The organism is Streptomyces pristinaespiralis (assembly GCF_001278075.1).
GTDB classification, from domain to species: domain Bacteria; phylum Actinomycetota; class Actinomycetes; order Streptomycetales; family Streptomycetaceae; genus Streptomyces; species Streptomyces pristinaespiralis.
The window spans coordinates 6,699,767-6,721,707 of the sequence record NZ_CP011340.1 but is presented as its reverse complement, the minus strand read 5'-3'; the positions used below and the strand labels follow the sequence as shown (position 1 = coordinate 6,721,707).

Annotated in this window: 22 protein-coding genes; 9 read left to right on the top strand and 13 right to left on the bottom strand. The window is 73.0% G+C overall.

The window, feature by feature from the left end:
- Positions 1 to 32: 32 nt before the first annotated feature.
- Positions 33 to 464, top strand: a complete 432-nt coding sequence (locus SPRI_RS28735; protein WP_005319308.1) for a cell division protein SepF — start codon at positions 33 to 35, stop codon at positions 462 to 464.
- A gap of 61 nt (positions 465 to 525) precedes the next feature.
- On the opposite strand, the gene SPRI_RS28730 is transcribed toward SPRI_RS28735, so the two are convergent.
- Together SPRI_RS28730 and SPRI_RS28725 are read right to left on the bottom strand one after the other, a co-directional pair.
- Positions 526 to 1,716, bottom strand: a complete 1,191-nt coding sequence (locus tag SPRI_RS28730) for an acyl-CoA dehydrogenase family protein (protein ID WP_005319306.1) — start codon at positions 1,714 to 1,716, stop codon at positions 526 to 528.
- 120 nt (positions 1,717 to 1,836) lie between these two features.
- Positions 1,837 to 3,573 carry an MFS transporter gene (locus SPRI_RS28725; RefSeq protein ID WP_005319304.1) on the bottom strand — a complete coding sequence of 579 codons (1,737 nt, stop codon included), beginning with the start codon at positions 3,571 to 3,573 and terminating at the stop codon, positions 1,837 to 1,839.
- 436 nt (positions 3,574 to 4,009) lie between these two features.
- On the opposite strand from SPRI_RS28725, the gene SPRI_RS28720 reads away from it, so the two are divergent.
- Positions 4,010 to 5,005 (top strand): phosphatase PAP2 family protein, encoded by a 996-nt coding sequence (locus SPRI_RS28720; protein ID WP_053557473.1) that lies wholly within the window; start codon positions 4,010 to 4,012, stop codon positions 5,003 to 5,005.
- A gap of 116 nt (positions 5,006 to 5,121) precedes the next feature.
- Here SPRI_RS28720 and SPRI_RS28715 read toward each other — a convergent pair whose 3' ends face one another.
- The 6 genes from SPRI_RS28715 to SPRI_RS28690 all read right to left on the bottom strand — a co-directional run bounded on the left by SPRI_RS28715 (position 5,122) and on the right by SPRI_RS28690 (position 10,668).
- Entirely contained in the window at positions 5,122 to 5,337 is a 216-nt protein-coding gene (locus tag SPRI_RS28715) for an I78 family peptidase inhibitor (protein ID WP_005319301.1), read from the bottom strand.
- Positions 5,338 to 5,597: 260 nt separating this feature from the next.
- Positions 5,598 to 6,599, bottom strand: a complete 1,002-nt coding sequence (locus SPRI_RS28710; RefSeq protein ID WP_037775089.1) for a helix-turn-helix transcriptional regulator — start codon at positions 6,597 to 6,599, stop codon at positions 5,598 to 5,600.
- Positions 6,600 to 6,696: 97 nt separating this feature from the next.
- Positions 6,697 to 7,521 (bottom strand): hypothetical protein, encoded by an 825-nt coding sequence (locus tag SPRI_RS28705; protein ID WP_053557472.1) that lies wholly within the window; start codon positions 7,519 to 7,521, stop codon positions 6,697 to 6,699.
- Positions 7,518 to 8,804, bottom strand: a complete 1,287-nt coding sequence (locus SPRI_RS28700; RefSeq protein WP_005319294.1) for a glycosyltransferase family 4 protein — start codon at positions 8,802 to 8,804, stop codon at positions 7,518 to 7,520. The genes SPRI_RS28705 and SPRI_RS28700 overlap by 4 nt, the downstream gene beginning before the upstream one ends.
- Positions 8,805 to 8,876: 72 nt before the next feature.
- Positions 8,877 to 10,163 (bottom strand): ABC transporter substrate-binding protein, encoded by a 1,287-nt coding sequence (locus tag SPRI_RS28695; protein ID WP_005319292.1) that lies wholly within the window; start codon positions 10,161 to 10,163, stop codon positions 8,877 to 8,879.
- Positions 10,138 to 10,668 carry a hypothetical protein gene (locus SPRI_RS28690; RefSeq protein WP_005319289.1) on the bottom strand — a complete coding sequence of 177 codons (531 nt, stop codon included), beginning with the start codon at positions 10,666 to 10,668 and terminating at the stop codon, positions 10,138 to 10,140. Before SPRI_RS28690 ends, SPRI_RS28695 begins: the two co-directional genes overlap by 26 nt.
- A 74-nt stretch (positions 10,669 to 10,742) precedes the next feature.
- Between SPRI_RS28690 and SPRI_RS28685 the strand changes: the two genes are divergently transcribed.
- From SPRI_RS28685 to SPRI_RS28665, 5 genes are all read left to right on the top strand, one after another.
- Complete coding sequence (locus tag SPRI_RS28685) at positions 10,743 to 11,207, top strand: hypothetical protein (protein WP_005319286.1); 465 nt, start codon at positions 10,743 to 10,745, stop codon at positions 11,205 to 11,207.
- Complete coding sequence (locus SPRI_RS28680; RefSeq protein WP_053557471.1) at positions 11,195 to 13,720, top strand: ABC transporter permease subunit; 2,526 nt, start codon at positions 11,195 to 11,197, stop codon at positions 13,718 to 13,720. Before SPRI_RS28685 ends, SPRI_RS28680 begins: the two co-directional genes overlap by 13 nt.
- Positions 13,717 to 14,412, top strand: coding sequence for an ATP-binding cassette domain-containing protein (locus tag SPRI_RS28675; protein ID WP_053557470.1), 696 nt, complete (start codon positions 13,717 to 13,719; stop codon positions 14,410 to 14,412). Before SPRI_RS28680 ends, SPRI_RS28675 begins: the two co-directional genes overlap by 4 nt.
- A gap of 140 nt (positions 14,413 to 14,552) precedes the next feature.
- Positions 14,553 to 15,332: a hypothetical protein gene (locus tag SPRI_RS28670; protein WP_037775087.1), complete on the top strand. Its 780-nt coding sequence runs from the start codon at positions 14,553 to 14,555 to the stop codon at positions 15,330 to 15,332.
- 260 nt (positions 15,333 to 15,592) lie between these two features.
- The gene (locus SPRI_RS28665; RefSeq protein WP_086025670.1) at positions 15,593 to 15,937 is read left to right on the top strand and encodes a hypothetical protein; all 345 of its coding nucleotides are present in this window, start codon (positions 15,593 to 15,595) and stop codon (positions 15,935 to 15,937) included.
- 77 nt (positions 15,938 to 16,014) lie between these two features.
- Here the strand turns inward: SPRI_RS28665 and der are convergent, their stop codons facing one another.
- From der to aroH, 5 genes are all read right to left on the bottom strand, one after another.
- Complete coding sequence (gene der, locus SPRI_RS28660; RefSeq protein ID WP_037775082.1) at positions 16,015 to 17,463, bottom strand: ribosome biogenesis GTPase Der; 1,449 nt, start codon at positions 17,461 to 17,463, stop codon at positions 16,015 to 16,017.
- A 63-nt stretch (positions 17,464 to 17,526) separates the two neighbouring features.
- Positions 17,527 to 18,237: a lysophospholipid acyltransferase family protein gene (locus SPRI_RS28655; RefSeq protein WP_005319270.1), complete on the bottom strand. Its 711-nt coding sequence runs from the start codon at positions 18,235 to 18,237 to the stop codon at positions 17,527 to 17,529.
- Positions 18,168 to 18,878, bottom strand: a complete 711-nt coding sequence (gene cmk, locus SPRI_RS28650; protein ID WP_037775078.1) for a (d)CMP kinase — start codon at positions 18,876 to 18,878, stop codon at positions 18,168 to 18,170. The genes SPRI_RS28655 and cmk overlap by 70 nt, the downstream gene beginning before the upstream one ends.
- A 163-nt stretch (positions 18,879 to 19,041) precedes the next feature.
- Entirely contained in the window at positions 19,042 to 20,127 is a 1,086-nt protein-coding gene (locus SPRI_RS28645; protein WP_053557469.1) for a prephenate dehydrogenase, read from the bottom strand.
- The gene (aroH, locus tag SPRI_RS28640) at positions 20,124 to 20,486 is read right to left on the bottom strand and encodes a chorismate mutase (protein WP_005319263.1); all 363 of its coding nucleotides are present in this window, start codon (positions 20,484 to 20,486) and stop codon (positions 20,124 to 20,126) included. Before aroH ends, SPRI_RS28645 begins: the two co-directional genes overlap by 4 nt.
- 273 nt (positions 20,487 to 20,759) lie before the next feature.
- On the opposite strand from aroH, the gene SPRI_RS28635 reads away from it, so the two are divergent.
- Both SPRI_RS28635 and SPRI_RS28630 read left to right on the top strand, forming a co-directional pair.
- Complete coding sequence (locus SPRI_RS28635) at positions 20,760 to 21,203, top strand: Rieske (2Fe-2S) protein (protein ID WP_037775077.1); 444 nt, start codon at positions 20,760 to 20,762, stop codon at positions 21,201 to 21,203.
- A 45-nt stretch (positions 21,204 to 21,248) separates the two neighbouring features.
- A complete protein-coding gene (locus SPRI_RS28630; RefSeq protein ID WP_005319257.1) occupies positions 21,249 to 21,929 on the top strand; it encodes a nucleotidyltransferase domain-containing protein in 681 nt (226 codons plus the stop codon).
- Positions 21,930 to 21,941: the final 12 nt, after the last annotated feature.

Below are 21,941 nucleotides of genomic sequence, written 5' to 3'. Positions count from 1 at the left end.
ACGACAAGTGACCGCGATGAAAGGAGGCGTCCATGGGATCGGTGCGTAAGGCGAGCGCCTGGCTGGGACTCGTCGAGGACGACGGGCGTTACTACGACGACGAGTACGCCGAGGGTGCTGAGACGGGTGACGCATGGGTCACCGACCCGCGGGTGCGTGTCGCCTCCGAGTCCGCGCAGCAGGAGGGCCGCCGGATCGCCACCGTCTCCCCGGACGGCTTCCGTGACGCCCGTGGGATCGGTGAGCTGTTCCGGTCCGGCGTCCCCGTCATCGTGAACCTGACGTCGATGGAGCCCGGCGACGCCAAGCGGGTCGTGGACTTCGCCGCGGGTCTCGCCTTCGGGCTTCGGGGCTCCATCGAGCGGGTCGCGACGCGGGTCTTCCTGCTGACCCCCGCCGACACCGAGATCGTCAGCGGTGATCCGGCGGGACGTTCGCAGGACGGTTTCTTCAACCAGAGCTGAGTGGGGGCACCTCCCGGCGCGTAGCTGGGGGAGCTCGCCGGTCCCGCCGGGCCGCGCCGGCCTAACGGAAGGCGTCGAGACCGGTGAGCGCCTTGCCCAGCACGAGCTGGTGCATCTCGACGGTGCCCTCGTAGGTGAGCACCGACTCGAGGTTGGTCGCGTGCCGCATCACCGGGTACTCGAGAGAGATCCCGTTCGCGCCGAGGATGGTGCGGGAGGTGCGGCAGATCTCGATCGCCTCGCGCACGTTGTTGAGCTTTCCGAAGCTGACCTGCTCCGGCCGCAGCTTCCCCGCGTCCATCCGCACACCGAGGTGGTGCGCGAGCAGGATGCCCTTGTGCAGTTCGACCGCCATGTCCGCGAGCTTGGCCTGGGTGAGCTGGAAGCCGCCGATCGGCCGGCCGAACTGCTCCCGTGTCCGCGCGTACGACACCGCCGCCTCGAAGCTGGAGCGTGCGGCGCCCATAGAACCCCACACGATTCCGTAGCGCGCGTGGCTGAGGCAGCTGAGCGGGCCGCGCAGTCCGGTGACGTCCGGGAGGACCGCGTCGGCGGGCAGCCGGACCTCGTCCATCACGAGTTCGCTGGTCACGCTGGCGCGCAGGGACCACTTGTGCTTGATCTCCGGCGCGGAGAAGCCGGGGGCGTCCGTGGGCACGACGAAGCCGCGGATCCCGTCGTCGGTCTGCGCCCAGACGACGGCGACACCGGCGACGGAGCCGTTGGTGATCCACATCTTGCGGCCGGTGAGCACCCAGTCCGAACCGTCGCGCTTGGCGTGGGTGCGCATGGCGGCCGGGTCGGAGCCGTGGTCGGGCTCGGTCAGACCGAAACAGCCGATGATCTCGCCGGCGGCCATGCCGGGCAGCCAGCGCTGCTTCTGCTCCTCGGAACCGAAGCGGTGGATCGCGTACATGGCGAGGGAGCCCTGCACCGAGACGAGGGAGCGGATGCCGGAGTCGGCCGCTTCGAGTTCGAGGCAGGCCAGTCCGTACTGGACGGCGGTGGCGCCCGCGCAGCCGTAGCCCTCGAGCGACATGCCGAGGGCGCCGATGGAGCCGAGCTCCCTGGCCAGATCGCGGATGCCGGGGAGCTCGCCCCGCTCGTACCAGTCCGCGATGTGGGGCAGCACCCGGTCGGTGGCCCAGGCGCGGACGGTGTCGCGGATCGCGAGGTCCTCGTCGTGGAGGAGGTCGTCGATGCCGAGCGGGTCGCCGGGATCGAAGGGCGGAAGCTTCGACGTTGCGGACATGACGTGACCTCCGGCGGCTCTGGCACTGGACGCCTCCCCCGGCCGGGGCCGTGAAGGGAGGAAGGACGGCTCGACCGGAAACTAGCAGTGCTAGTCAGCGGCCTCGCCAGACGTTACGGCTCAGTGTGCCGTGCGTCCAGACCCGGCCGCCTCGGCGGGGGCGGGCCGTCCGGAGACCTGCGGCCTGCGGCCTGCGGGCACCCCGGCCCCGGCGTGCGGAACCGCCGTGCCGACCGTTCGGGCACCTGAGACGTCGGCCCCACGGGTCGCGGGGACGGACACCGGCTCGTCCTGCCTCGGCCGCGGGTGCTTCTCGGCCGCGCCGCACTCCATGATCCGCGGCAGGCGCAGGGCGGCGACCGCGCCGAGGAGCAGCAGGCCCGCGCTGACCACCAGCGTGATGTGCAGCCCGTGGACGAAGGAGTGACGGGCGGTGGACCGCAGCAGCTCCCCCGCCGGGCCGCCGAGGCGCTCGGCGACCTGGTAGGCCTCGCCGAGCGAGTGCGCCGCCGCCGAGCTCGCGGACGCCGGGACGCCGGACAGCGAGGCGACCGCGGGAGAGTAGGCGGCGTTCATCACGCTGCCGAGCAGGGCGATGCCCATGCCGGCGCCGAGCTGGTACGAGGTCTCGCCTATCGCGGCCGCGCCGCCCGCCTGGTCGGCCGGGGCCTCGCTGAGCATCGACTCGTACGCGCCGAACAGCGTCGTCTGGAGCCCGAAGCCGAGCAGGACGAACGCGCCGGTCAGCAGCCACGGGCGGTCGTGCTGGCCCATCACGGTCAGCAGCAGCACCGCAACGGCGGTCAGGACGAATCCCCAGCCCACCATCCGCCTGGGGCCGAGACGGTTCAGGGTGTGCGAGCCGGTGGCGCCGGCGGCCATGGCCGCGAAGGTCAGCGGCAGCAGCCGCAGCCCGGTCTCCAGGGGCCCGAGACCCAGGATGAGCTGGAGGTACTGGACGGCGATCAGTTCCAGACCCACCAGCGCCAGCATGGCGAGGACGATGCAGCCGACCGAGGTGGAGAAGGCGGCCCTGGCGAACATCCGCATGTCGACGAGCGGATGCCGGCGGCGTTTCTGCCGCCCCACGAACAGCGCCAGCAGCGCCGCACCGATGAGCAGCGGCCCCATGGCGGCGGGATCCAGCGGACCGGAGCCCACACCCAGCCGCTTCACCCCGAGGACCACGCCGAGCACCCCGGCCGCGGCCATCAGCGCGCCGAGCACGTCCCACGGTCCGTCCGCGCCACCCCTGGACTCGGGGAGCAGCCAGCGGCCGACGGGGAGGATCAGGGCCATCAGCGGGATGTTGATCAGGAAGACGGAGCCCCACCAGAAGTTCTCGACGAGGAAGCCGCCGAGCACGGGTCCGGTCGCGGCGCCCACGGCGGCGACCGCCGTCCATATGCCGATCGCGGTCGCCCGCTCACGCCGGTCGGGGAAGACCGCGCGCAGGATCGACAGCGTCGCCGGCATGATCATCGCGCCGCCGACGCCGAGCAGGGCGCGGGCGCCGATCAGGATCTCCGGGTCGGGCGCGAAGGCGGCGACCGCGGAGGCGGCGCCGAAGATGCCGTAGCCGAGCAGCAGCACCCGGCGTCTGCCGACCCGGTCTCCGAGCGTGCCGAAAAGGATCAGCAACGCGGCACAGACAAGGGGATAGGCGTCCACGATCCACAGCAGCTCGACGCCGCTCGGACGCAGGTCCTCCGTGACCGCGGGCACGGCGACGTGCAGCACGGTCGCGTCGAGGGCGACGAGCAGCAGGCTGACGCAGAGGACGAGGAGGACGACCCAGCGATTGGCGCCGCCGCCGACGGAGCGCAGGCGTGCGCCGGCCGTGGGCGTCACGGACATGTACGTACCTCCCGGGTGATCCCTCGCGCTCGGCGGGCCGGCCGGGACGGTGGTACGGGGATGTCCCGACTGGGCGGCCCGGCGTCGACGGGCGAGCGAGTGGTCAGCGTACGCGAGTTCGCGCGCGGTGCGCGTGGTCGATCTCTCACCGGTTCGGGCGGGCCGGTGTGGCGTACGCCACTCGCCGCGGCCGCCCGGGGAAATCCCGCCCTCCCTGAACGCCCCGGAAATTCCGCGCGCTGCCCCGGTGAACCGATAGCGACCTATGGAAGGAAGCGCTCCGGGAAGACCGTCCGATAAATAGGGAACAAGGTCACCTGCTTTTCCTGACGGCCCTGGAATGAAACTGGACCTGAGACAAACTCCACATCACATAGGCATCACGAAGAGAGTGGATCGACCGGACCACACACTCACTCGCTGTAACGTCGATTGCGTGCGTACCGACATCTTTGCCCGGCTGGACCGGGAGCCGGAACCGCCGAAGATAGAGATCCCGCGGATGAGCCGCACACGTCTCGCCCTCTTCGGCGGGACGTCGGCGTTCTATCTGGCCATCGTCGTCGCCGTGCTGGCGTCGACGTGGCTCGTGGCCCTCGACTGGAAGCTCATGCTCTTCCGGCCCTACGAGCAATGGCCGGAGCAGCACGCGTTTCTCGACTACTTCGTGACCCTCGGCCAGCGCGGCCCGACGGCCGTCATGGTCGCGGCGTGGCTGGGCTGGCGCTCCTGGCGCCAGCACACCCTGCGGCCCCTGCTCGCGCTCGGCGCGGCACTGCTGCTGCTGAACGTCACCGTGGGCGCGGTCAAGATCGGGCTCGGCCGGCTGGGCCCCCACTACGCGACGCAGATCGGCTCCGCCGAGCTCTTCGCGGGCGGCGATATATTTCCTTCCGGACACACCGCCAACGCGGTGGTGACCTGGGGAATCCTGGCCTACCTGGCCACCACTCCGAGGGCTCGGCGCTATCTGTCGGCACTCTCGGCGGTGGTCTCCCTCGGCGTCGGCCTGACCACCGTGTACCTCAGCACCCACTGGCTGAGCGACGTGCTGCTGGGCTGGGCGGCGGGACTGCTGATCCTGCTCGGACTGCCCTGGTGCGAGCCGTTGATCGCCCGCGCGGAGGCCTTCATCCTCGGTCTGCGCGAGCAGTGGCGCAGGCGCCGGGCGTCCGTGCCCTCGCTGCCCGTCGCGTCGGGAGGGCCGCGGCCCGCGGTGTTCCCGCAGCGTGGGACCGAGGCCGCCCAGTCCGACGGCGCGACACGCGAGCCGGTGGCCGGGATCGGCACCACCACGCCGGGCCGGCCGGCCGCGAGCACCAGGACGACCACCCACGACCGCTCCAGGGCGCACGCGCGCTCCGAGCGGACGCCGGTGACCCCCTCGGGCAGCAGGCGCCCGCCTCGGTCGCGGCCCATGACGGGCGGCTGACACGCGGGCCGGTAAGGGCACGGAACATGCGCGGGGCCCGGTACTCGTGACGAGTACCGGGCCCCGCGCATGTTCCGTGCCGGGCCGTTCGGGCCGTGACCTGCCGGGAGACCTGTTCAGCCCTTCCAGCAGCGGATCACCGAGCCGTCCTTCACCTCGAAGTTCAGCCGGCCGGCCATGTACTCCATGGTGATGATCGAACCGGGCGGCAGCGCTCTGACGGTCGACCAGCCCCGCTCGCGGGCCTGCTGCTCGGCTGCCGCCGCGTCGAGGCCGACGTACGACTCGGGAGCGTCGTCGGGCTGTGCGGGAGGGGTCGGTATGGGTGCCATGCTCCCCACCGTAGGCGGCAGCGGACGGTGACGGAAGCCGGGACGTCGATCACCCCAGCAGCCCCACATACCTCGAGGGTCACGCTTCTGTCACAGCTTCTCGACACATGATCGCTTCGAACTCGTTCACCCGATCGGGCTCTTCGGGTGCGTTCACGTGTCATTCGGCACGCAACTGTGGATCATGGCCAATTACTTACTTCCCCCTCATGGGATTCCGTTGATTTCCGGTCGGCGGGCAATTCACCGACGCGAGTAATTCACATTTCCTTTACAGAATCCTCCGGGTCCGCCGGCTGTTCCGTACCGAGGGCGCGCGAGAGCCGGTCACGGATCGTCCGGATGTGCCCGGTCAGTTCCCGCGGCTCGACGACCTCGAAGTCGACGCCCAGGAGCATCACGTGGACGACCATCACGTCCAGGCTCGCGGCTCCGGTGCGCAGCAGGCAGCGGTTGTCGTCCACCGCCTCCAGCACCCCGTCGGACGGGCCGATGATCCCGGCCGCCTGCTCGGCGGAGGTGTGCAGCAGGATGACCGCGTGGGCCGTGTACGCGCGGATGGACACGCCCTTGGACACGTAGGCCGCGAGGTCGTCCGCCGGGGGCGTGCGCGGCGGGAAGCGGGGGCCGTGCGGCGGCTTGGGGACGATCCGGTCGGCCCGGAACGTACGCCAGTCGCCCCGCTCCACGTCCCAGGCGACGAGGTACCAGCGGCGTTCGGTGCACACCAGCCGGTGCGGCTCCACGGTTCGCCGGGTCGCGGTGCCGCCGTGGTCGCGGTACTCGAAGCGCAGCTGTTCGCTGTCCCGGCAGGCGTTGGCCAGCTCGGTGAGCACACCGGGGTCGACGGTCGAACCCCGCTGTCCGCGCAGCATCGGAACGGTGAAGGCGTTGAGCGCGCTCACCCGGCGCCGCAGCCGGTTCGGCAGCACCTGCTCCAGCTTGGCGAGCGCGCGTACGGACGTCTCGCCGATGCCCTCGATGCCCTGGCCGGCCGCCGTGCGCAGGCCGACGGCGACGGCCACGGCCTCTTCGTCGTCGAGCAGCAGCGGCGGCAGTTCGGCGCCCGCACCGAGCTGGTACCCGCCGCCGGTGCCCGGGCTCGCGTTCACCGGATAGCCGAGTTCGCGGAGCCGGTCCACGTCCCTGCGGACCGTCCGGGGGGTGACACCGAGCCGGTCGGCCAGGTCGGCGCCGGACCATTCGCGGTGGGCCTGGAGCAGGGACAGCAGGCGCAGCAGTCGTGCCGAGGTCTCCAACATGCGAGGCAGTCTGCCAGCCGTCGCGGACAGTTTCTGTCCGCAATGGTGATCGTCGGCGGCCTCCTCGGCCAGGTGCCCGGCGGCCGGTGGAGGCGGCTCAGCCCTCCGGGGTCACTCGGACGCAGAGGTCGTTGTCGCCGGTGTAGCAGGGGGCGACGGTGTGCCCGGCGACGTGCTGCTTCGGATAGACGAAGATCGACTTCTTGTCCCAGACGTCGTCCAGGAGGCGGGAGATCCGCACCGGGGCCGCTCCCGCGGCCGGCCGCAGCCACAGTTCCCACAGCCGTTCCTTGCCGGTGCCGGCGTCCTCTGCCCCCTCGGGGTGCTCGACCAGCGGCTCGTACGGCAGCGTGAAACCGAACTCACGGCCCTCGCCGGTGACGGGCACCTCGTGCACCCGCTCCCCCGACCGCTGCCGGGCCAGGGCCACCGGGCCTTCGCCCAGCTCCGCCCCGTACAGCAGGCCCGCCACGGTCATGGCGCCCTGCTCCGGGGCGAAGGCGAGTTCGCCGGCCTCTGCGTGCGGCGCCCGCCGCCAGCAGCGCACCGCGAGCCGGCCGTCGGCGGTCGGGTACGGGACCCGTACGGCGACCGGACCGGACCCCGGCGCCCGGTCCACGAGGACCCGCAGGTCACGGATGCCGGGCTGCACCGCCTCGCCCGTCTCCGTGCAGGCGTCCCAGCGGCCCTCGGCGAGCTCCGCCGTGGCGGGCAGCACGGCCCGCGGGGCGGCGCCCCCGCCCGGACGCGTCAGCGGCAGCCGCAGCTCGTCCGCCGGGCCCTTGCCGCCGCGTCGCTTCAGGACGAGGACCGTGCCGAGGTCCGCCGGCCCGGAGACGTCGAAGGTGATGCCGCCGTCGCTCGCGGCGAGGCAGTCGGCCCGGGGCGCCGGGTGCCCGGCGGCCGTCGTCGGGGTGCTCATGCGCTCTTCCTCCCCCTGCGGATCAGGTCCGCGGCAACGTAACGCAGCGCATAGGCCCCGTCGTACAGCGAGCTCCTCCCCCGGTGCAGCGCCTCGCGCAGCGCGCTGCGCGAGCGTCCGTTCTCACCGTGGGCGACGAGTTCGGCGAACAGCGCCTCGTGGCGCTCCGCGATCGGCGCGGGGTCGAACCGTGCGGAGGAGACGAGCGCGGCGCGGCCGGCGCTCCGGCGCAGTTCGTCGTCGCCGATCAGGCGGAGCAGCGCGTCGGCGATCGCGTCGACGTCCCCGACCGGGACCAGCAGGCCGTCGACGCCGTCTTCGATGATCTCGCGGGGTCCGTGCGGGCAGTCGGTGGAGACCACGGGCAGACCGCAGCGCATCGCCTCGACGATCGTCATGCCGAACGACTCGAGGCTGGAGGTCACGGCGGCGACCGAGCCCTTGACCCACTCGGGCTCCAGCGGGTTCGCGGGGCCCATGAGGAAGACGTGGTTGTGCAGGCCCCGTTCCTCGATGAGGGCGCGCAGCGCCTGCTTCTCGTTGCCGGTCGCGTCGCCGCTGCCGTAGATCCGCAGCCGCCAGTCGGGGCGGGCGGCGGCCACCTTGGAGAAGGCCTTGATCAGCAGGTCGTACCGCTTGACCCTAGTGAGGCGCCCGGCCGCGACGACCCACTTGGCGGTGCAGTCGGCGGGGGCGACGGCCGGGGCGGGCACGCTGTTGGGCACCGACTCGATGCGTACGCCGGGCAGCTTCAGCCGCTCCCGGTAGGCACGGGCGTCGGCGTCCGTGACGGTGGTGACGGCGTCGAGCAGGGCGTAGCGGTGGCCGATCTCACGGCGCAGGCGGTATCCGTGGCTGTCGAGCGTCAGGTGCTCCTGGCCGACGCGCACGACACCGCGGCGGGCCTGGCGGGCGATGTGCACGTTGAGGCCGGGCCGGGTGCCGACGACGATGTCCGCGTCGAGGGAGGCCAGGTGGGCGGCGATCCGGGCGTCGGTGAGGCGGCTGTACTGCCGGTGCCGGCCGTCGCCGCGGGGAAAGACCTTGGCCGGGAGCCGGGCGAGCGGGTCGTCCCCGTCGTACCCGGGGCTGTTCTTCCGCAGGTCGACCAGGTGCTTCATGGTCACACCGGCGGGGGCGCCCATCGACGGCAGGTCGCGGTGGCGGAAGACCGAGACGATCTCCACGTCGTGCCGTTCCGCGAGCGCGCAGGCGAGGTTGAACGTCGTACGGATCGTCCCGCCGATGCCGTAGGCGTTGTGGAGCAGAAATGAGATGCGCATGGCGCTCCCGCGTCCCCCCTGGTCGCGCGAATGCCCTCCTGGTCAGGAGGTCTGACCCGAAACTTTAACCGCCTAGCGGGGGCGGTACGGGATCTGCGGTACGTCGTAGCAGTTCCGGTTCATCTCGCCACCCTGGGTGACCCAGCCCCGGCCGTCCTGCCAGCGTGCGACGGACAGGCAGGCACGCCGCGAGGAGGGCGGCTCCTCGAGTGGCCGGTAGGAGACGGGAAGCAGCAGGCCGCGAGCGGTGTACGGCTCGGGACGGTTCAGATAGCGCTCGACGCAGGCCCTGGTGAGGTCACCGGCGCACGACTTCGCGGCGTCGGTGAACCACATCGCCGCCGCCCAGCCCTCCAGCTGCCACTGGGACAGTTCCTTGCCCCGCACGGCCTGCCGGAACTCACGCACGGCAGGGTGGCCGGTGTCCTCGTAGTTGCGGCTCGATCCGGTCACCCACAGGGCGTTGCGGCAGCCCGGGGCGTCCTTGTAGTCGCGGGGGACGGCGGAGTTCCAGTTCTGCACGTTGGTGACCTTGGCGGTCACGCGGGTGCCGACCTCGTCCATCGCCTCGCACAGCTGCGCGTTGCCGTGCGCGTCCAGGGCGTCGAACACCAGGTCCGCGCCGCTGCGCCCGATGTCGGCGGCGACCGCCCGGAAGTTGGGCAGCGCGAAGTCGAGCTGCTCGGACACCACGCGGTAGCCCTCCGCCTCCAGGCCCCGGGTGACCAGGCGCGCGTAAGCGGCTGACGACGCCTGGTTGTAGGAGACGACGGCGGCGGTGCGGGCGCCTTCGGCGTGCTTGAACCAGCGGTAGACCTCGGTGCCGCCGTAGAGGACGCCGTCCCAGCCCGGTTCGTCGCCGGTACGCGGCGCCTGGCTGCCGTAGATGCCGTACAGATGCGGATAGGTGTCGTAGGCGGGGCCGATCGGCTGGCCGCCGATGTCGGGGACGCCCGCACGGGAGACCCGGGGCGCGGCGGCGTAGTCGAGGACGGTGGTGGCGACCAGGGCGAAGACCTTCTCCTCCTCGACCAGACGGTGCACGCACTCGTTGTTGCCCGCACCGCTGCCGCCGTCGTCGCAGGTGATGACCTCGACGCGGCGGCCGTCGAGGCCGCCGCGTGCGTTGAGCGCGTCGAAATAGGCGCGGGCGCCCTGACCCGGCCCGTCGAAGGCGGCTCCCCCCACGGGGCTGGTGGCGCTGGTGATGACACCGACGCGGACGGGCTCACGGGCGCTCTCGCCGGGAGCCCGTGACGTCTCGAAGGCTCCCTCCGGCAGCCGGCTGCCGCACGCCGTCGCCACGGTGAGGAGCGCCGCGACGAGCAGCGCCTCAGCAGCCCGGAACAGCGCCGGCATTCGGGCTGAGCTCCACCAGGGCGCACAGGGCCTTCTGGGAGACCTTCCAGGTGTCGCCCTCGAGCACGGCCGTGCCCTTGGCGTCCGGCAGTGCCGTGTTGCCGGCGACCATGAGGTTGTAGGTCACGTTCGCCCGGGTGGGCGAGGTGAACTGGACGCCGGTCACCTCGGCGGACACCCGCGCCGCGTTCTTGTCACCGCTGAAGGCGGCGAGGACGGGGCGCAGCGCCTCGCCGTTCTGAAGGACCTTCACCTTCTCGTCCGTCGGCGCGGAGGGGTCGAAGAACGTCGTCCAGTTCTTCTTGATCTGCTGCTCCGCCGCCGCCGGGTCGGCGGGTTCCGCGCCCTGAGTCGGGCTCTCGGGAGTGGCCGCGGTCGTCGGGGGCGTCGTGGTCGGCCCGGAGCCGCCGTCGCCGTCGTCCCCGCAGGCGGCGGCGAGGGGTCCGAGGACGAGAACCGCTGCGGCGGCCCAGGCCGCGGGTCGGGAGTTCCTTGTGCTGAACATGTCGCTCACCACCCCGTATGTCGGTTTCCAGCGTCCGATGGTTCGGGGCATAGTGCAAGAAAGGAGGCGTTTCGATGCCGACGTCCCGACTGCTGTGGGGTGGGATCGCCGCCGTCGCCTGCGGTGCCGTGCTGTGCGTCGTCGGCTGGTACGGCGTCTCCGGCGAGCGGGTGGCCGAACGGCAGCTCCCCTACCTCGCGTCCGCCACCGTTCCGGGGGCGGCGCTGCTGGTGGCGGGCGCGGTCCTGATCGCGGCCGGAGCCGTGCGGACGGGGGGCGTCCGGGCGGAGGCGGGCCAGGGACGGCCGGGTGAGGGGCCGTCGGCCGAGGACGGTTCCGGCGCCGGCCCTGCCGAGGTGGCACCGCTGCCGGTCCCCGCGCGGGACGGGCCCTCTTCGGACGGACCTCCGCTGCGGGTGCCGGGCGGCACACTGGCGCACCGGCCCGACTGCCCGCTCGTCTCGGGCAAGCCGGAGGCCCTGCCGGCCGGTGACGCGGAACTCGAACCCTGCCCGGTGTGCGAGCCGTGGCGTCCCTGACGTACGACCTCACCCTCGCGGGGCTGGCCGTCGGCAGCGCCGCCGCACTGACCGGCATCGGACTGATCGTCACCTACCGGGCCACCGGCGTACTGAACCTCGCGCACGGCGCGATCGCGATGGTGTGTGCCTACGTCATGCGGCAGTTCGCCGTGGAGTGGGAGTGGCCGGTGCCGCTCGCGGCCGTGGTGACCCTGCTCGTGGTCGCCCCCGGGATCGGTCTGCTCCTCGAACGGCTCGTCTTCCGGCCGCTGTCGGTGCCGTGGCCCGACCCGGCCCGGACCCTGGTCGCCTCGATCGGCGTCTTCGTACTGCTGGTGGGTGCGGCCGCGCTGCTCTGGGGCGAAGGGGCGCGGGCCGACGCCCCCGTGCTGCTGCCGGACAGTCCGTGGGCGCAGCTGTCGGCCGTCGTACTGCTGGCGTCGCTGGTGACGGCGGTGACCCGGTGGACCCGGTTCGGCAAGCAGCTGCGCGCCGTCGTCGACAACCGCGCGCTCGCGGCGCTCGGCGGCATCGACGCCGACCGGGTGGCGGCGGCGGGCTGGGCGTTCGGGTCGTTCACCGCGGGTCTGACGGGCGTTCTGCTCGCACCGTACGTACGGCTCGACCCGTACGGGCTGCCGCTGCTGGTCGTCGAGGTGATCGCGGTGGCGGTCGTGGCACGGATGCGGAGCCTGCCCGTCGCGATCGGTGCCGCCCTGGCGATCGGGGTGGCCCAGGCGCAGATGGCGCGGCTGCACCTGTCCGGTTGGGCGGAGCCGCTGGTCCAGGCCGTGGAGGCGAACCTGTTCGTGGTGGCGCTGCTGATCGCCGCCCTGGTGCTGCCCGGCTTCGGCGGTGCCACGGCGTGGGCGGCGGCCGCTGCCGTGAAGGTCCCGCGGCCCGTGTGGCTGGTCGCCGGGGTGCTCCTGCTGCTGCCGCTGGGTTTCGCCGGCACGGATCTGCAGACGGCGATCCGTGTCCCGGCCCTGGCGGTGGTGCTGCTGTCCCTGGTCGTGATCACCGGCCGCGGCGGGCAGATCTCACTGGGGCAGGCCGCGTACGCGGGCCTCGGGGCGCTGTTCACCGTACTGCTGGCGTCGGGGCGGTTCCCCGGTTTCCCCGAGCTGCCCGAGCTGGTGGCGCTCGCCGCCGCGGTGGTGCTGGTCGCCCCGCTCGGGCTGCTGACCGGGTGGCCGGCGATCCGCCGGCGCGGACCGGCTCTGGCGCTGGTCACGCTGGCGGTGGGAGTGGCGGTGAGCCGGTTCGTCCTCGCGCAGCCGTACGCGACGGCGGGCCTGGTCGTGTCGCGTCCCCCGGGCCTGGGGTCGGACCGGGCGTACTACGTGGTGGAGCTCGCTGTGCTGACCTGTGCGCTGCTCGCGGTCGCGGCGCTGCGCCGGGGCCGCACCGGGCGGGCACTCGCGGCACTGCGCGACCACGAGGAGGGCGCGCAGGCGGCGGGCGTCGCGGTCCCGGCGCTGAAGCTGTTCGCCTTCTCGTCCGGCGCGGCGCTGGCCGCGCTGGGCGGCGGGCTGCTGGCGATGGGTGTGCGGGCGTTCGACCCGGCGGCGTTCGATCCGGTGCGCGGCCTGCTCTGGTTCGCGGCTGTTTTCGTGCTGGGCGCGGACAACCTCCTCGCGCCACTGCCGGCGGCGGCGCTGCTCGTCGCGCTGGACGCGGGGACGCGGGGCGGTGTCGCGGCGGTGGTGATCGGTCTCCTGGCCGTCCTGGTGGGCCACGGCCGCCTGCGCCTTGGGGCGGCCGGGCCCGCGGCCGGCCGGCCGCGCGCGGGGCGCGTCGTCGCGCGGGCAGGGGCCTTGACCGGCGCCGCCCGGGCCCGGAGCGGCGGCCCCGCGCCGCCCGCCCGCCGGGCCCGGCGACCGGCCGCGGGCGGGCTCAGCGCGGAAGGGCTGCGGGTTGCCTACCAGGGGCGCGTCGTCGTCGACGGCGTGGACCTCTTCGTGGCGCCCGGCCGCATCACCGCGCTCGTCGGCGGCAACGGGGCCGGCAAGAGCACCCTGTTCCACTGCCTGTGCGGATCTCTCAGGCCGGAAGCCGGGCGGGTGCGGCTCGGCGGTGTCGACATCAGCCGCCGGTCCCCGCACGCCCGCACCCGGCTGGGGATCGCGCGGACGTTCCAGCAGCTCGCGGTCTTCCCCTCGCTGACCGTCGAGGAGAACGTGCGCGTCGGGGCCGAACAGGGCCGGCACCGGGACACGTCCGCCGTCGAGCCCGTCCTGCGGCTGCTCGGTCTGGACGGACCCGTGCGGCGGCTCCCGGCCGCCGGTCTGCCCACCGGTGTGCTGCGCCGGGCCGAGCTCGGGCGGGCGCTCGCCACCCGTCCCCACACGCTGCTTCTGGACGAGCCGACCGCAGGACTCGACACCGCGGAGACGGAGACGCTCGCCCGTGTCCTGCGGGCGCTGGCCGCGGACGGCACGGCCGTCCTCGTCGTCGAGCACGATCTCGGCTTCCTCACCGGCCTCGCCGGGACCGTGCACGTCATGGAAGCGGGGCGGCTCGTGCGATGACGCTCGCCATGGAGTTGCGCGACGTGCGGGTGCGGTACGGCCCGCTGGAGGCCCTGCACGGCGTACGGCTGCCCGTACCGGCCGGGGCGCTGACGGTGCTCCTCGGCCGTAACGGCTCCGGTCGCACGAGCGTGCTGCGCGCGCTCGCGGGCACCGTTCTCCCGGCCTCCGGATCCGTGCTGCTGCACGGGCGGGACGTGAGCCGGCTGCAGGCGCAGAAGAGGGCACGCCTCGGTGTGTGCTTCGTGCCCGACGTCGGCGCGGTGCACGGCAGCCTGACCGTCCGGGAGAACCTCGAACTCGCTTCCGCGGGAGGGGACTTCGACCGTGCCCTGGACGGCTTCCCGGCGCTCCGGCCGCTGCTCGGCCGCACCGCCGGCACCCTGTCCGGCGGTGAGCAGCGGATGCTCGCCGTCTCCCGCGCCCTGCTGACGCCCGCCGGGGTGGTCCTGCTCGACGAGCCCGCGCAGGGCATGGCACCCGCGGTGGCCGACCGCGCCCACCGGCTGCTGAAGGGGCTCGACGCCGCGGTCGTCGTCGCGGAGCAGCGCCTCCCCCAGGCACTGACGCAGGGGCCCGGGGCCCCGGTGGTCGTGCACGAACTGCGCCGCGGCTCCGTCGTGTTCAGCGGCGAGCCGGGCGAGCTCGACCCGGCCGGGTCCGGCCCGCCGGACGCCTCCGGTCCGCCGTGACCGCGAAGGCGTACGGCACGACGTGACGCGGCACGGTTCGATTCGTTGCCGTTTCACGCGTGACCCCCGCGACTGATCGCACGTTGAACCTTCGTGCCGGGACCCGCCCGGCACACCTGATCAAGTCCGAGGAGCCACCCGTGCCGCGCATGCTCGACGTCAGCGAGGACGTACGCGCCGAGATCGGCGACGAAGAAGCCGACCGGCTGCTCGCCGGCCTGAACGCCCCGGGCAGCTACGACTGCACCTCCTGCCGCACTCCGGGCGATTCCGACCAGGAGCGGACCAGCACCGTGCTGTTCGTGGGCGACGAGACGGCCGTGCTCGCCTTCGCCCACGCCACCTGCATCCCCTCGCAGGTGGTGCAGGTCGCGGAGGACCAGCTCCAGGGCGCCGTCCGCTCCATCACCGGCGAGGAGCCGCAGATCCCGGGGGCGGCTCCGCAGCAGGCGGTGCTCGGTGTCACCAGCGGCCTCATCCTCCTCGACGGCGACGTGCACCCCGCCCTCGTCGTGGAGCCGACCGCGCCGATCGCCCGCCCGGGCACCGCGGGCCACGGCGGCGACGACTTCCTGCCGCTCCTGATCGAGCAGGGCTTCCTGCCCGTCGGGGACGTGAACCGGCGCCCGTCCCAGCTGCCCGGCTGGTCGGTCCTGATCGCCATGGGTCAGCTGCACGCCGTTCTCCAGCCCGGTACGGGCGGCGGCAACCCGGTCGCCTGGTGGCAGGCGCACCAGCCGCTCCAGGTCACGGAGGGCTGGCGGACGGCTGCCAACAAGACGAACACGGTCCTGGTCTACGCCGCCCCGGTCGGCTCGATCGGCCAGCAGCCCCGGGAGGACCTGCTGCGGGACGCGCTGGAGAAGGCGGCGGCCAACGGCCGTCTGGTCGCCGCGGCGATGCCGCTCGCCGGCACCTGAGCCGCCCGGACGCCGCGCGGATCCGGTCCGCCGGCGCCAGGGACCGCGGGCGTGCCGGCCGACCGGCCCGGCGGGCACATACGTACGCCGGGGCCGCTCTCCTGCCCCGGCGTACGTCGGCGCGCGCCGGCGACGGCGCGTACCGTCCCCCGGAAGAATGCAGCTCGCCGCAGCCCGCATCCGTGGGACTGCGGCGTCGTTGCAGGTACGTGCACTCATACGACCCCTCCCCCCAGCCCTTCCAGAGCCAGATCCCTTCCATGCGCCCCGCGCGCGACGGTTCGCCGGGCCGTTCGGCCACGCCGATCTACGACGCGCTGTACTCCGAGTACCTCAGGGCGTTCAAGACGCTGCCGGGTGACCGCAGCGGGGAGGAGGATCTGGACTTCAAGGGGTTCGGGTCGGGGCTGCACGGCGTCCGGGGCGGTTTCCTCGGCTACGGGAGCCATACGAGCCACACCGGGCACACGAGCGGCCACACCGGCTACTCCACCGGCCATGCGGGCCAGAGCGGTCAGCAGGGCGGCAGGCACTCGCACCAGACCGGCCGGCACGCGGTCCACCAGCCCGCGGCGCTGCCTCCCGCTCCGCGCAAGGGGTCCTGACCGGCCGTCGGAGAACGCCGCTGCCCCCGGACCGTGTTCACGGTCCGGGGGCAGCGTCGTCCCGGCAGTGCCCCGGGTTACTTCTTGCGGCCGCGCTTCTCCCGCACCCGCACCGAGATGTGGATCGGGGTGCCCTCGAAGCCGAACTCCTCACGCAGCCGGCGCTCGACGAAGCGGCGGTAGCCGTGCTCGAGGAAGCCGGACGCGAACAGCACGAACCGCGGCGGCTTGGTGCCGGCCTGCGTGCCGAACAGGATGCGCGGCTGCTTGCCGCCCCGGATCGGGTGCGGATGCGCGGCGACGATCTCGCCGAGGAAGGCGTTCAGCCGGCCGGTCGGGACACGCGTCTCCCAGCCCGCCAGCGCCGTCTCGATGGCCGGGACCAGCTTCTCCATGTGGCGGCCGGTGAGCGCGGAGACGTTCACCCGGGGCGCCCAGGCGACCTGCTGCATCTCGGTCTCGATCTCGCGCTCGAGGTAGTAGCGGCGCTCCTCGTCGAGGTCGTCCCACTTGTTGTAGGCGACGACGATGGCGCGGCCGGCCTCGACGGCCATGGTGATGATGCGCTGGTCCTGGACGCTGATGTTCTCCGTCGCGTCGATCAGGATGACCGCGACCTCCGCCTTCTCGACGGCGGCGGCCGTGCGCAGCGAGGCGTAGTAGTCGGCGCCCTGCTGGAGGTGGACGCGCTTGCGGATACCGGCGGTGTCGACGAACTTCCAGGTCACGCCGCCGAGTTCGATGAGCTCGTCGACCGGGTCGCGGGTGGTGCCCGCGAGCTCGTTGACGACGACGCGCTCCTCGCGGGCGACCTTGTTGAGCAGGGACGACTTGCCGACGTTCGGGCGGCCGATCAGGGCGATGCGGCGGGGGCCGCCGACCGCGGTGCCGAAGGTCTGGGCCGGCGCCTCCGGCAGGGCCTCGAGAACGGCGTCGAGCATGTCGCCCGTGCCGCGGCCGTGCAGGGAGGAGACGGGGTGCGGCTGGCCGAGACCGAGCGACCACAGGGCCGTCGCGTCGGCCTCGCCGCTGGGTCCGTCGACCTTGTTGGCGCAGAGCACGACGGGCTTGCCGGCCCGGCGGAGCAGCTTGACGACCGCCTCGTCGGTGTCGGTCGCGCCGACCGTCGAGTCGACGACGAAGACGACGGCGTCGGCGGCCTCGATGGCGTACTCGGCCTGGGCGGCGACGGAGGCGTCGATGCCGAGGACGTCCTGCTCCCAGCCGCCGGTGTCGACGACCTTGAAGCGGCGGCCGGCCCATTCGGCCTCGTAGGTGACGCGGTCGCGGGTGACGCCGGGCTTGTCCTCGACGACCGCCTCACGGCGGCCGATGATGCGGTTCACCAGGGTCGACTTGCCGACATTGGGGCGGCCGACGACGGCGAGGACGGGCAGCGGGCCGTGCCCGGCCTCCTCGATCGCGCCTTCGACGTCCTCGACGTCGAAGCCCTCTTCCGCGGCGAGCTCCATGAACTCCGCGTACTCGGCGTCGCCGAGCGCTCCGTGGTCGTGCTGGTCGTTCATGAAGTCCGTTCCTCGTTCGTCACTGGACCGTGTCAGTCGCGCGGCCCATTACTCAAGTCTGTCCTAGCGCCCGGTGAGGCGCTTCGCGTCCGCCAGGTGGGCGGTCAGGTGCTCCTGGATGCGCACCGTCGCCTCGTCGAGCGCCTTGCGCGTACGGCGTCCGCTGCCGTCCCCGGCCTCGAACGCGTCACCGAAGACGACGTCCACCTTGCTGCGCAGCGGAGGCAGTCCCTTTATCAACCGTCCGCGGCGCTCGGTGCTTCCCAGCACCGCGACCGGGACGATCGGGGCGCCGCTGCGCACCGCGAAGTACGCGAGCCCGGCACGCAGCGAGGCGAAGTCGCCCTCACCGCGGGTGCCCTCGGGGAAGATCCCGAGGACGCCGCCGTTGTCCAGCACGCCGAGCGCGGCCGTGATGGCGGTGCGGTCGGCGGTCGTACGGTCCACCTTGACCTGTCCGATCCCGATGAGGAACGGGTCCAGGGGGCCGACGAACGCCTCCTTCTTGATCAGGAAGTGCACGGGCCGGGGCGCGGTGCCCATCAGCATCGGCCCGTCGATGTTGTGCGCGTGGTTCACCGCGAGGATGACCGGCCCCGCCGCCGGGACCCGCCACGCGCCGAGGACGCGCGGCTTCCACAGTCCGTACATCAGCCCGATGCCGATGCCCCGCCCGACGGCCGCGCCCTTCTGGGAGGGAACGGTCACCGGGCGGCCTGCTTCCGCGTGCTGTCGGCCGCGCCCCGCTTCTCCTCGACGAGGGTGACGACGCACTCGATGACCTGCTGGAGCGTGAGGTCCGTGGTGTCGACCTCGACCGCGTCGTCGGCCTTGGCGAGCGGGGAGGTCTTACGGCTGGAGTCGGCCGCGTCCCGCTTGATCAGGGCTTCCCGGGTGGCCGCGACGTCGGAGCCCTTGAGCTCGCCGCTGCGGCGGGCCGCCCTGGCCTCCGGCGACGCGGTCAGGAAGATCTTCAGGTCGGCGTCGGGCAGGACGGTGGTGCCGATGTCACGGCCCTCGACGACGATGCCCTTCTCCGCAGCCTTGGCGATGGAACGCTGGAGCTCGGTGATCCGGCTGCGCACCTCGGGCACCGCGCTGACCGCGCTGACCTTGGCGGTGACGTCCTGCTCGCGGATCGGGCCGGAGGCGTCGAGACCGTCGACGGTGATCGTCGGTGCCGACGGGTCGGTGCCGGACTCGATCACGGGCTTCCCGGAGGCGGTCGCCACAGCGGCCGGGTCGGACACGTCGACGCCGTTGCTGATCATCCACCAGGTGATCGCGCGGTACTGCGCGCCGGTGTCGAGGTAGCTCAGCCCCAGCGCGGAGGCGACGGCCTTGGAGGTGCTCGACTTGCCCGTGCCGGAGGGGCCATCGATGGCGACGATCACGGATTCCACGGTGTCGGACACCTTCCTGGTTCGTGGGAGTGGGCACGGCCGGAGTGCCGAGGGGCCCAGCACAAGGTTACCGAGTGCGGACGACCACTTCTGCACCCGTACGCCGGGGCCCCGGAGCGGCCCCTTGACACGACCCCGCACGCTTCCCCCGAGGCGCGTGCGGGCCGCCGGCTGGCTACTGGCGGATCGACCAGCCCCGTTCCCGCAGCGCGGCGCTGAGCAGCGGCGCCGCCGTGGGCTCGACCATCAGCTGGACGAGGCCGGCCTGCTGGCCGGTCGCGTGCTCGATGCGGACGTCCTCGATGTTCACGCCGGCGCGGCCGGTGTCGGCGAAGATCCGGGCCAGCTCGCCCGGCTGGTCGCTGATCAGTACGGCGACGACCTCGTAGGCCGCCGGTGCCGTGCCGTGCTTGCCCGGCACCCGTACCCGGCCGGCGTTGCCGCGCCGCAGGACGTCCTCGATGCCCTCCGCGCCGTCCTGGCGCTTGGACTCGTCGGAGGACTGCAGGGACCGCAGGGCGCGGACCGTCTCGTCGAGGTCGGCCGCGACGCCGGCCAGCACGTCGGCCACCGGCCCGGGGTTCGCGGAGAGGATCTCCACCCACATCCGGGGGTCGGAGGCCGCAATCCGGGTCACGTCGCGGATGCCCTGCCCGCAGAGCCGCACGGCGGTGTCGTCGGCGTCCTCGAGGCGCGCCGCGACCATCGAGGAGATCAGCTGCGGGGTGTGGGAGACGAGGGCGACCGCCCGGTCGTGGGCGTCCGCGTCCATCACGACGGGCACGGCACGGCAGAGGGCGACCAGCTCGAGAGCGAGGTTGAGGACCTCGGTGTCCGTCTCCCTGGTGGGGGTGAGCACCCACGGGCGGCCCTCGAAGAGGTCGGCGGTGGCCGCCAGCGGGCCGGAGCGTTCCTTGCCGGACATCGGATGCGTGCCGATGTAGGCGGAGAGGTCGAGGCCCATCGCCTCGAGCTCGCGGCGGGGGCCTCCCTTGACGCTGGCGACGTCGAGGTAGCCGCGGGCGACGCCGGCGCGCATGGCACCGGCGAGCGTGGCGGCGACATGCGCCGGCGGCACGGCGACGACGGCGAGGTCGACGCGGCCCTCCGGCTGCTCGTCCGTGCCCGCTCCGAGCGCGGCGGCGGTGCGGGCGCGCTCGGGGTCGTGGTCGACGAGGTGCACGGTGACGCCGCGTCCCGCGAGGGCCAGCGCGGCGGACGTGCCGATCAGTCCGGTTCCGATGACGAGCGCGGTTCTCACTGGGCGATGTCCTTGCGGAGGGCGGCGGCGGCGCCGAGGTAGACATGGGCGATCTTCGACCGGGGCAGGTCGGACTCGACGTGCGCGAGGATGCGGACGACACGCGGCATGGCCCCGGCGATGTCGAGTTCCTGCGCGCAGATCAGCGGCACGTCCACGATGCCGAGCCCGCGTGCGGCGGCCGCGGGGAAATCGCTGTGCAGATCGGGGGTGGCGGTGAACCAGACGCTGATCAGATCGTCGACGGCCAGGCCGTTGCGTTCCAGGATGGCGGTGAGCAGTTCGCCGACCTGCTCGCCCATGTGTCCGGCGTCGTCCCGTTCCAGCTGGACGGCTCCGCGGACCGCTCGTACCGCCACGTCGTGCTCCTCACGTTCTTACCCGCCGGTCCTGCCTGGCGGGTGCTCCGTTTCAGCCTAGTCAGCGCGCGGCGGGGCGGCCGCGGCGACCGCTCTGCGAGACACGGGCCGTCCCGGCCCGGCCGCCCTCTGGGACCGACGGCCCGTTCGGGCGCACACTGGGCCTGGGCCGACGGGCGGACACGACTGCCCGGTTGCTTCTTCTCCGCCGGTTCGGAGGCCAGGATGCTCGTGCCCCCGGGCGGACGGGGTCGACGAACAGAGGAGAGTGTCATGGACACGAGCCGACGGACGGTCCTCGTGGTGGGCGCGGCGGGCGCGGCCGCACTGGTGGCGGGGTGCGGTGACGGAGGCGGCGGGGAGGATCCGGCCACCCGGCCGCCGGACACCACCCCCACGGAGCCCGGACAGGACTCTCCCGCGCCCGGCGGCGAGGAGCTGGCGAGGACGGCGGACATCCCGGTCGGCGGCGGCAAGGTCTTCGCCGACAAGAAGATCGTGGTCACGCAGCCGGAGTCCGGCGACTTCAAGGCGTTCTCCGCGGTCTGCACCCATCAGGGCTGCACGGTCGCGAACGTCTCCGACGGGACCATCAACTGCCTCTGCCACGGCAGCAAGTTCGCCCTCACGGACGCCGCCGTGGAGGCGGGCCCGGCCACGAAGCCGCTGCCGCAGGAGCGGATCACGGTCTCGGGGGACTCGATCCGTCGGGGTTAGGCCTCTCCTGCGGATCCGGCCCGGGTCTCACGTAGCCTCTCGGGCATGACGCCGGTGACACTTGTCCGCGACCACACGGTCTACTCCTGTGTCATGGGGTCGCGGGCCTTCGGGCTGGCCACGGACGACAGCGACACCGACCGGCGCGGTGTGTTCCTCGCTCCGACGCCGCTGTTCTGGGGCTTCGAGAAGCCGCCGACGCACATCGAGGGCCCTGCGGAGGAGCAGTTCTCCTGGGAGTTGGAGCGCTTCCTCGAGCTGGCGCTGCGGGCCAACCCCAACGTGCTGGAATGCCTGCACTCCCCCATCGTCGAGCAGGTGGACGACACCGGCCGCGAACTGCTGTCCCTGCGCGGGGCCTTCCTGTCACGCCGTGCCCACGAGACGTTCGTCCGGTACGCGACGGGCCAGCGCAGGAAGCTCGAAGCGGACGTGCGGCAGCACGGCGCGCCGCGCTGGAAGCACGCGATGCATCTGCTGCGTCTGCTGGGCAGTTGCCGCGATCTGCTGCGCACGGGCGAGCTGGTGATCGACGTGGGCGCGGACCGCGAGCGGCTGCTCGCGGTCAAGCGGGGCGAGGTGCCGTGGGAGCGGGTCGAGTCCTGGATGACCCGTCTCGCCGCCGAGGCGGACGCGGCGGCGACCACCTCCCCGCTCCCGCCCGCCCCGGACCGGGCCCGGGTGGAGGACTTCCTGGTGAGGACCCGCAGGGCGTCGGCGCGCTGAGCGGTGACCGGC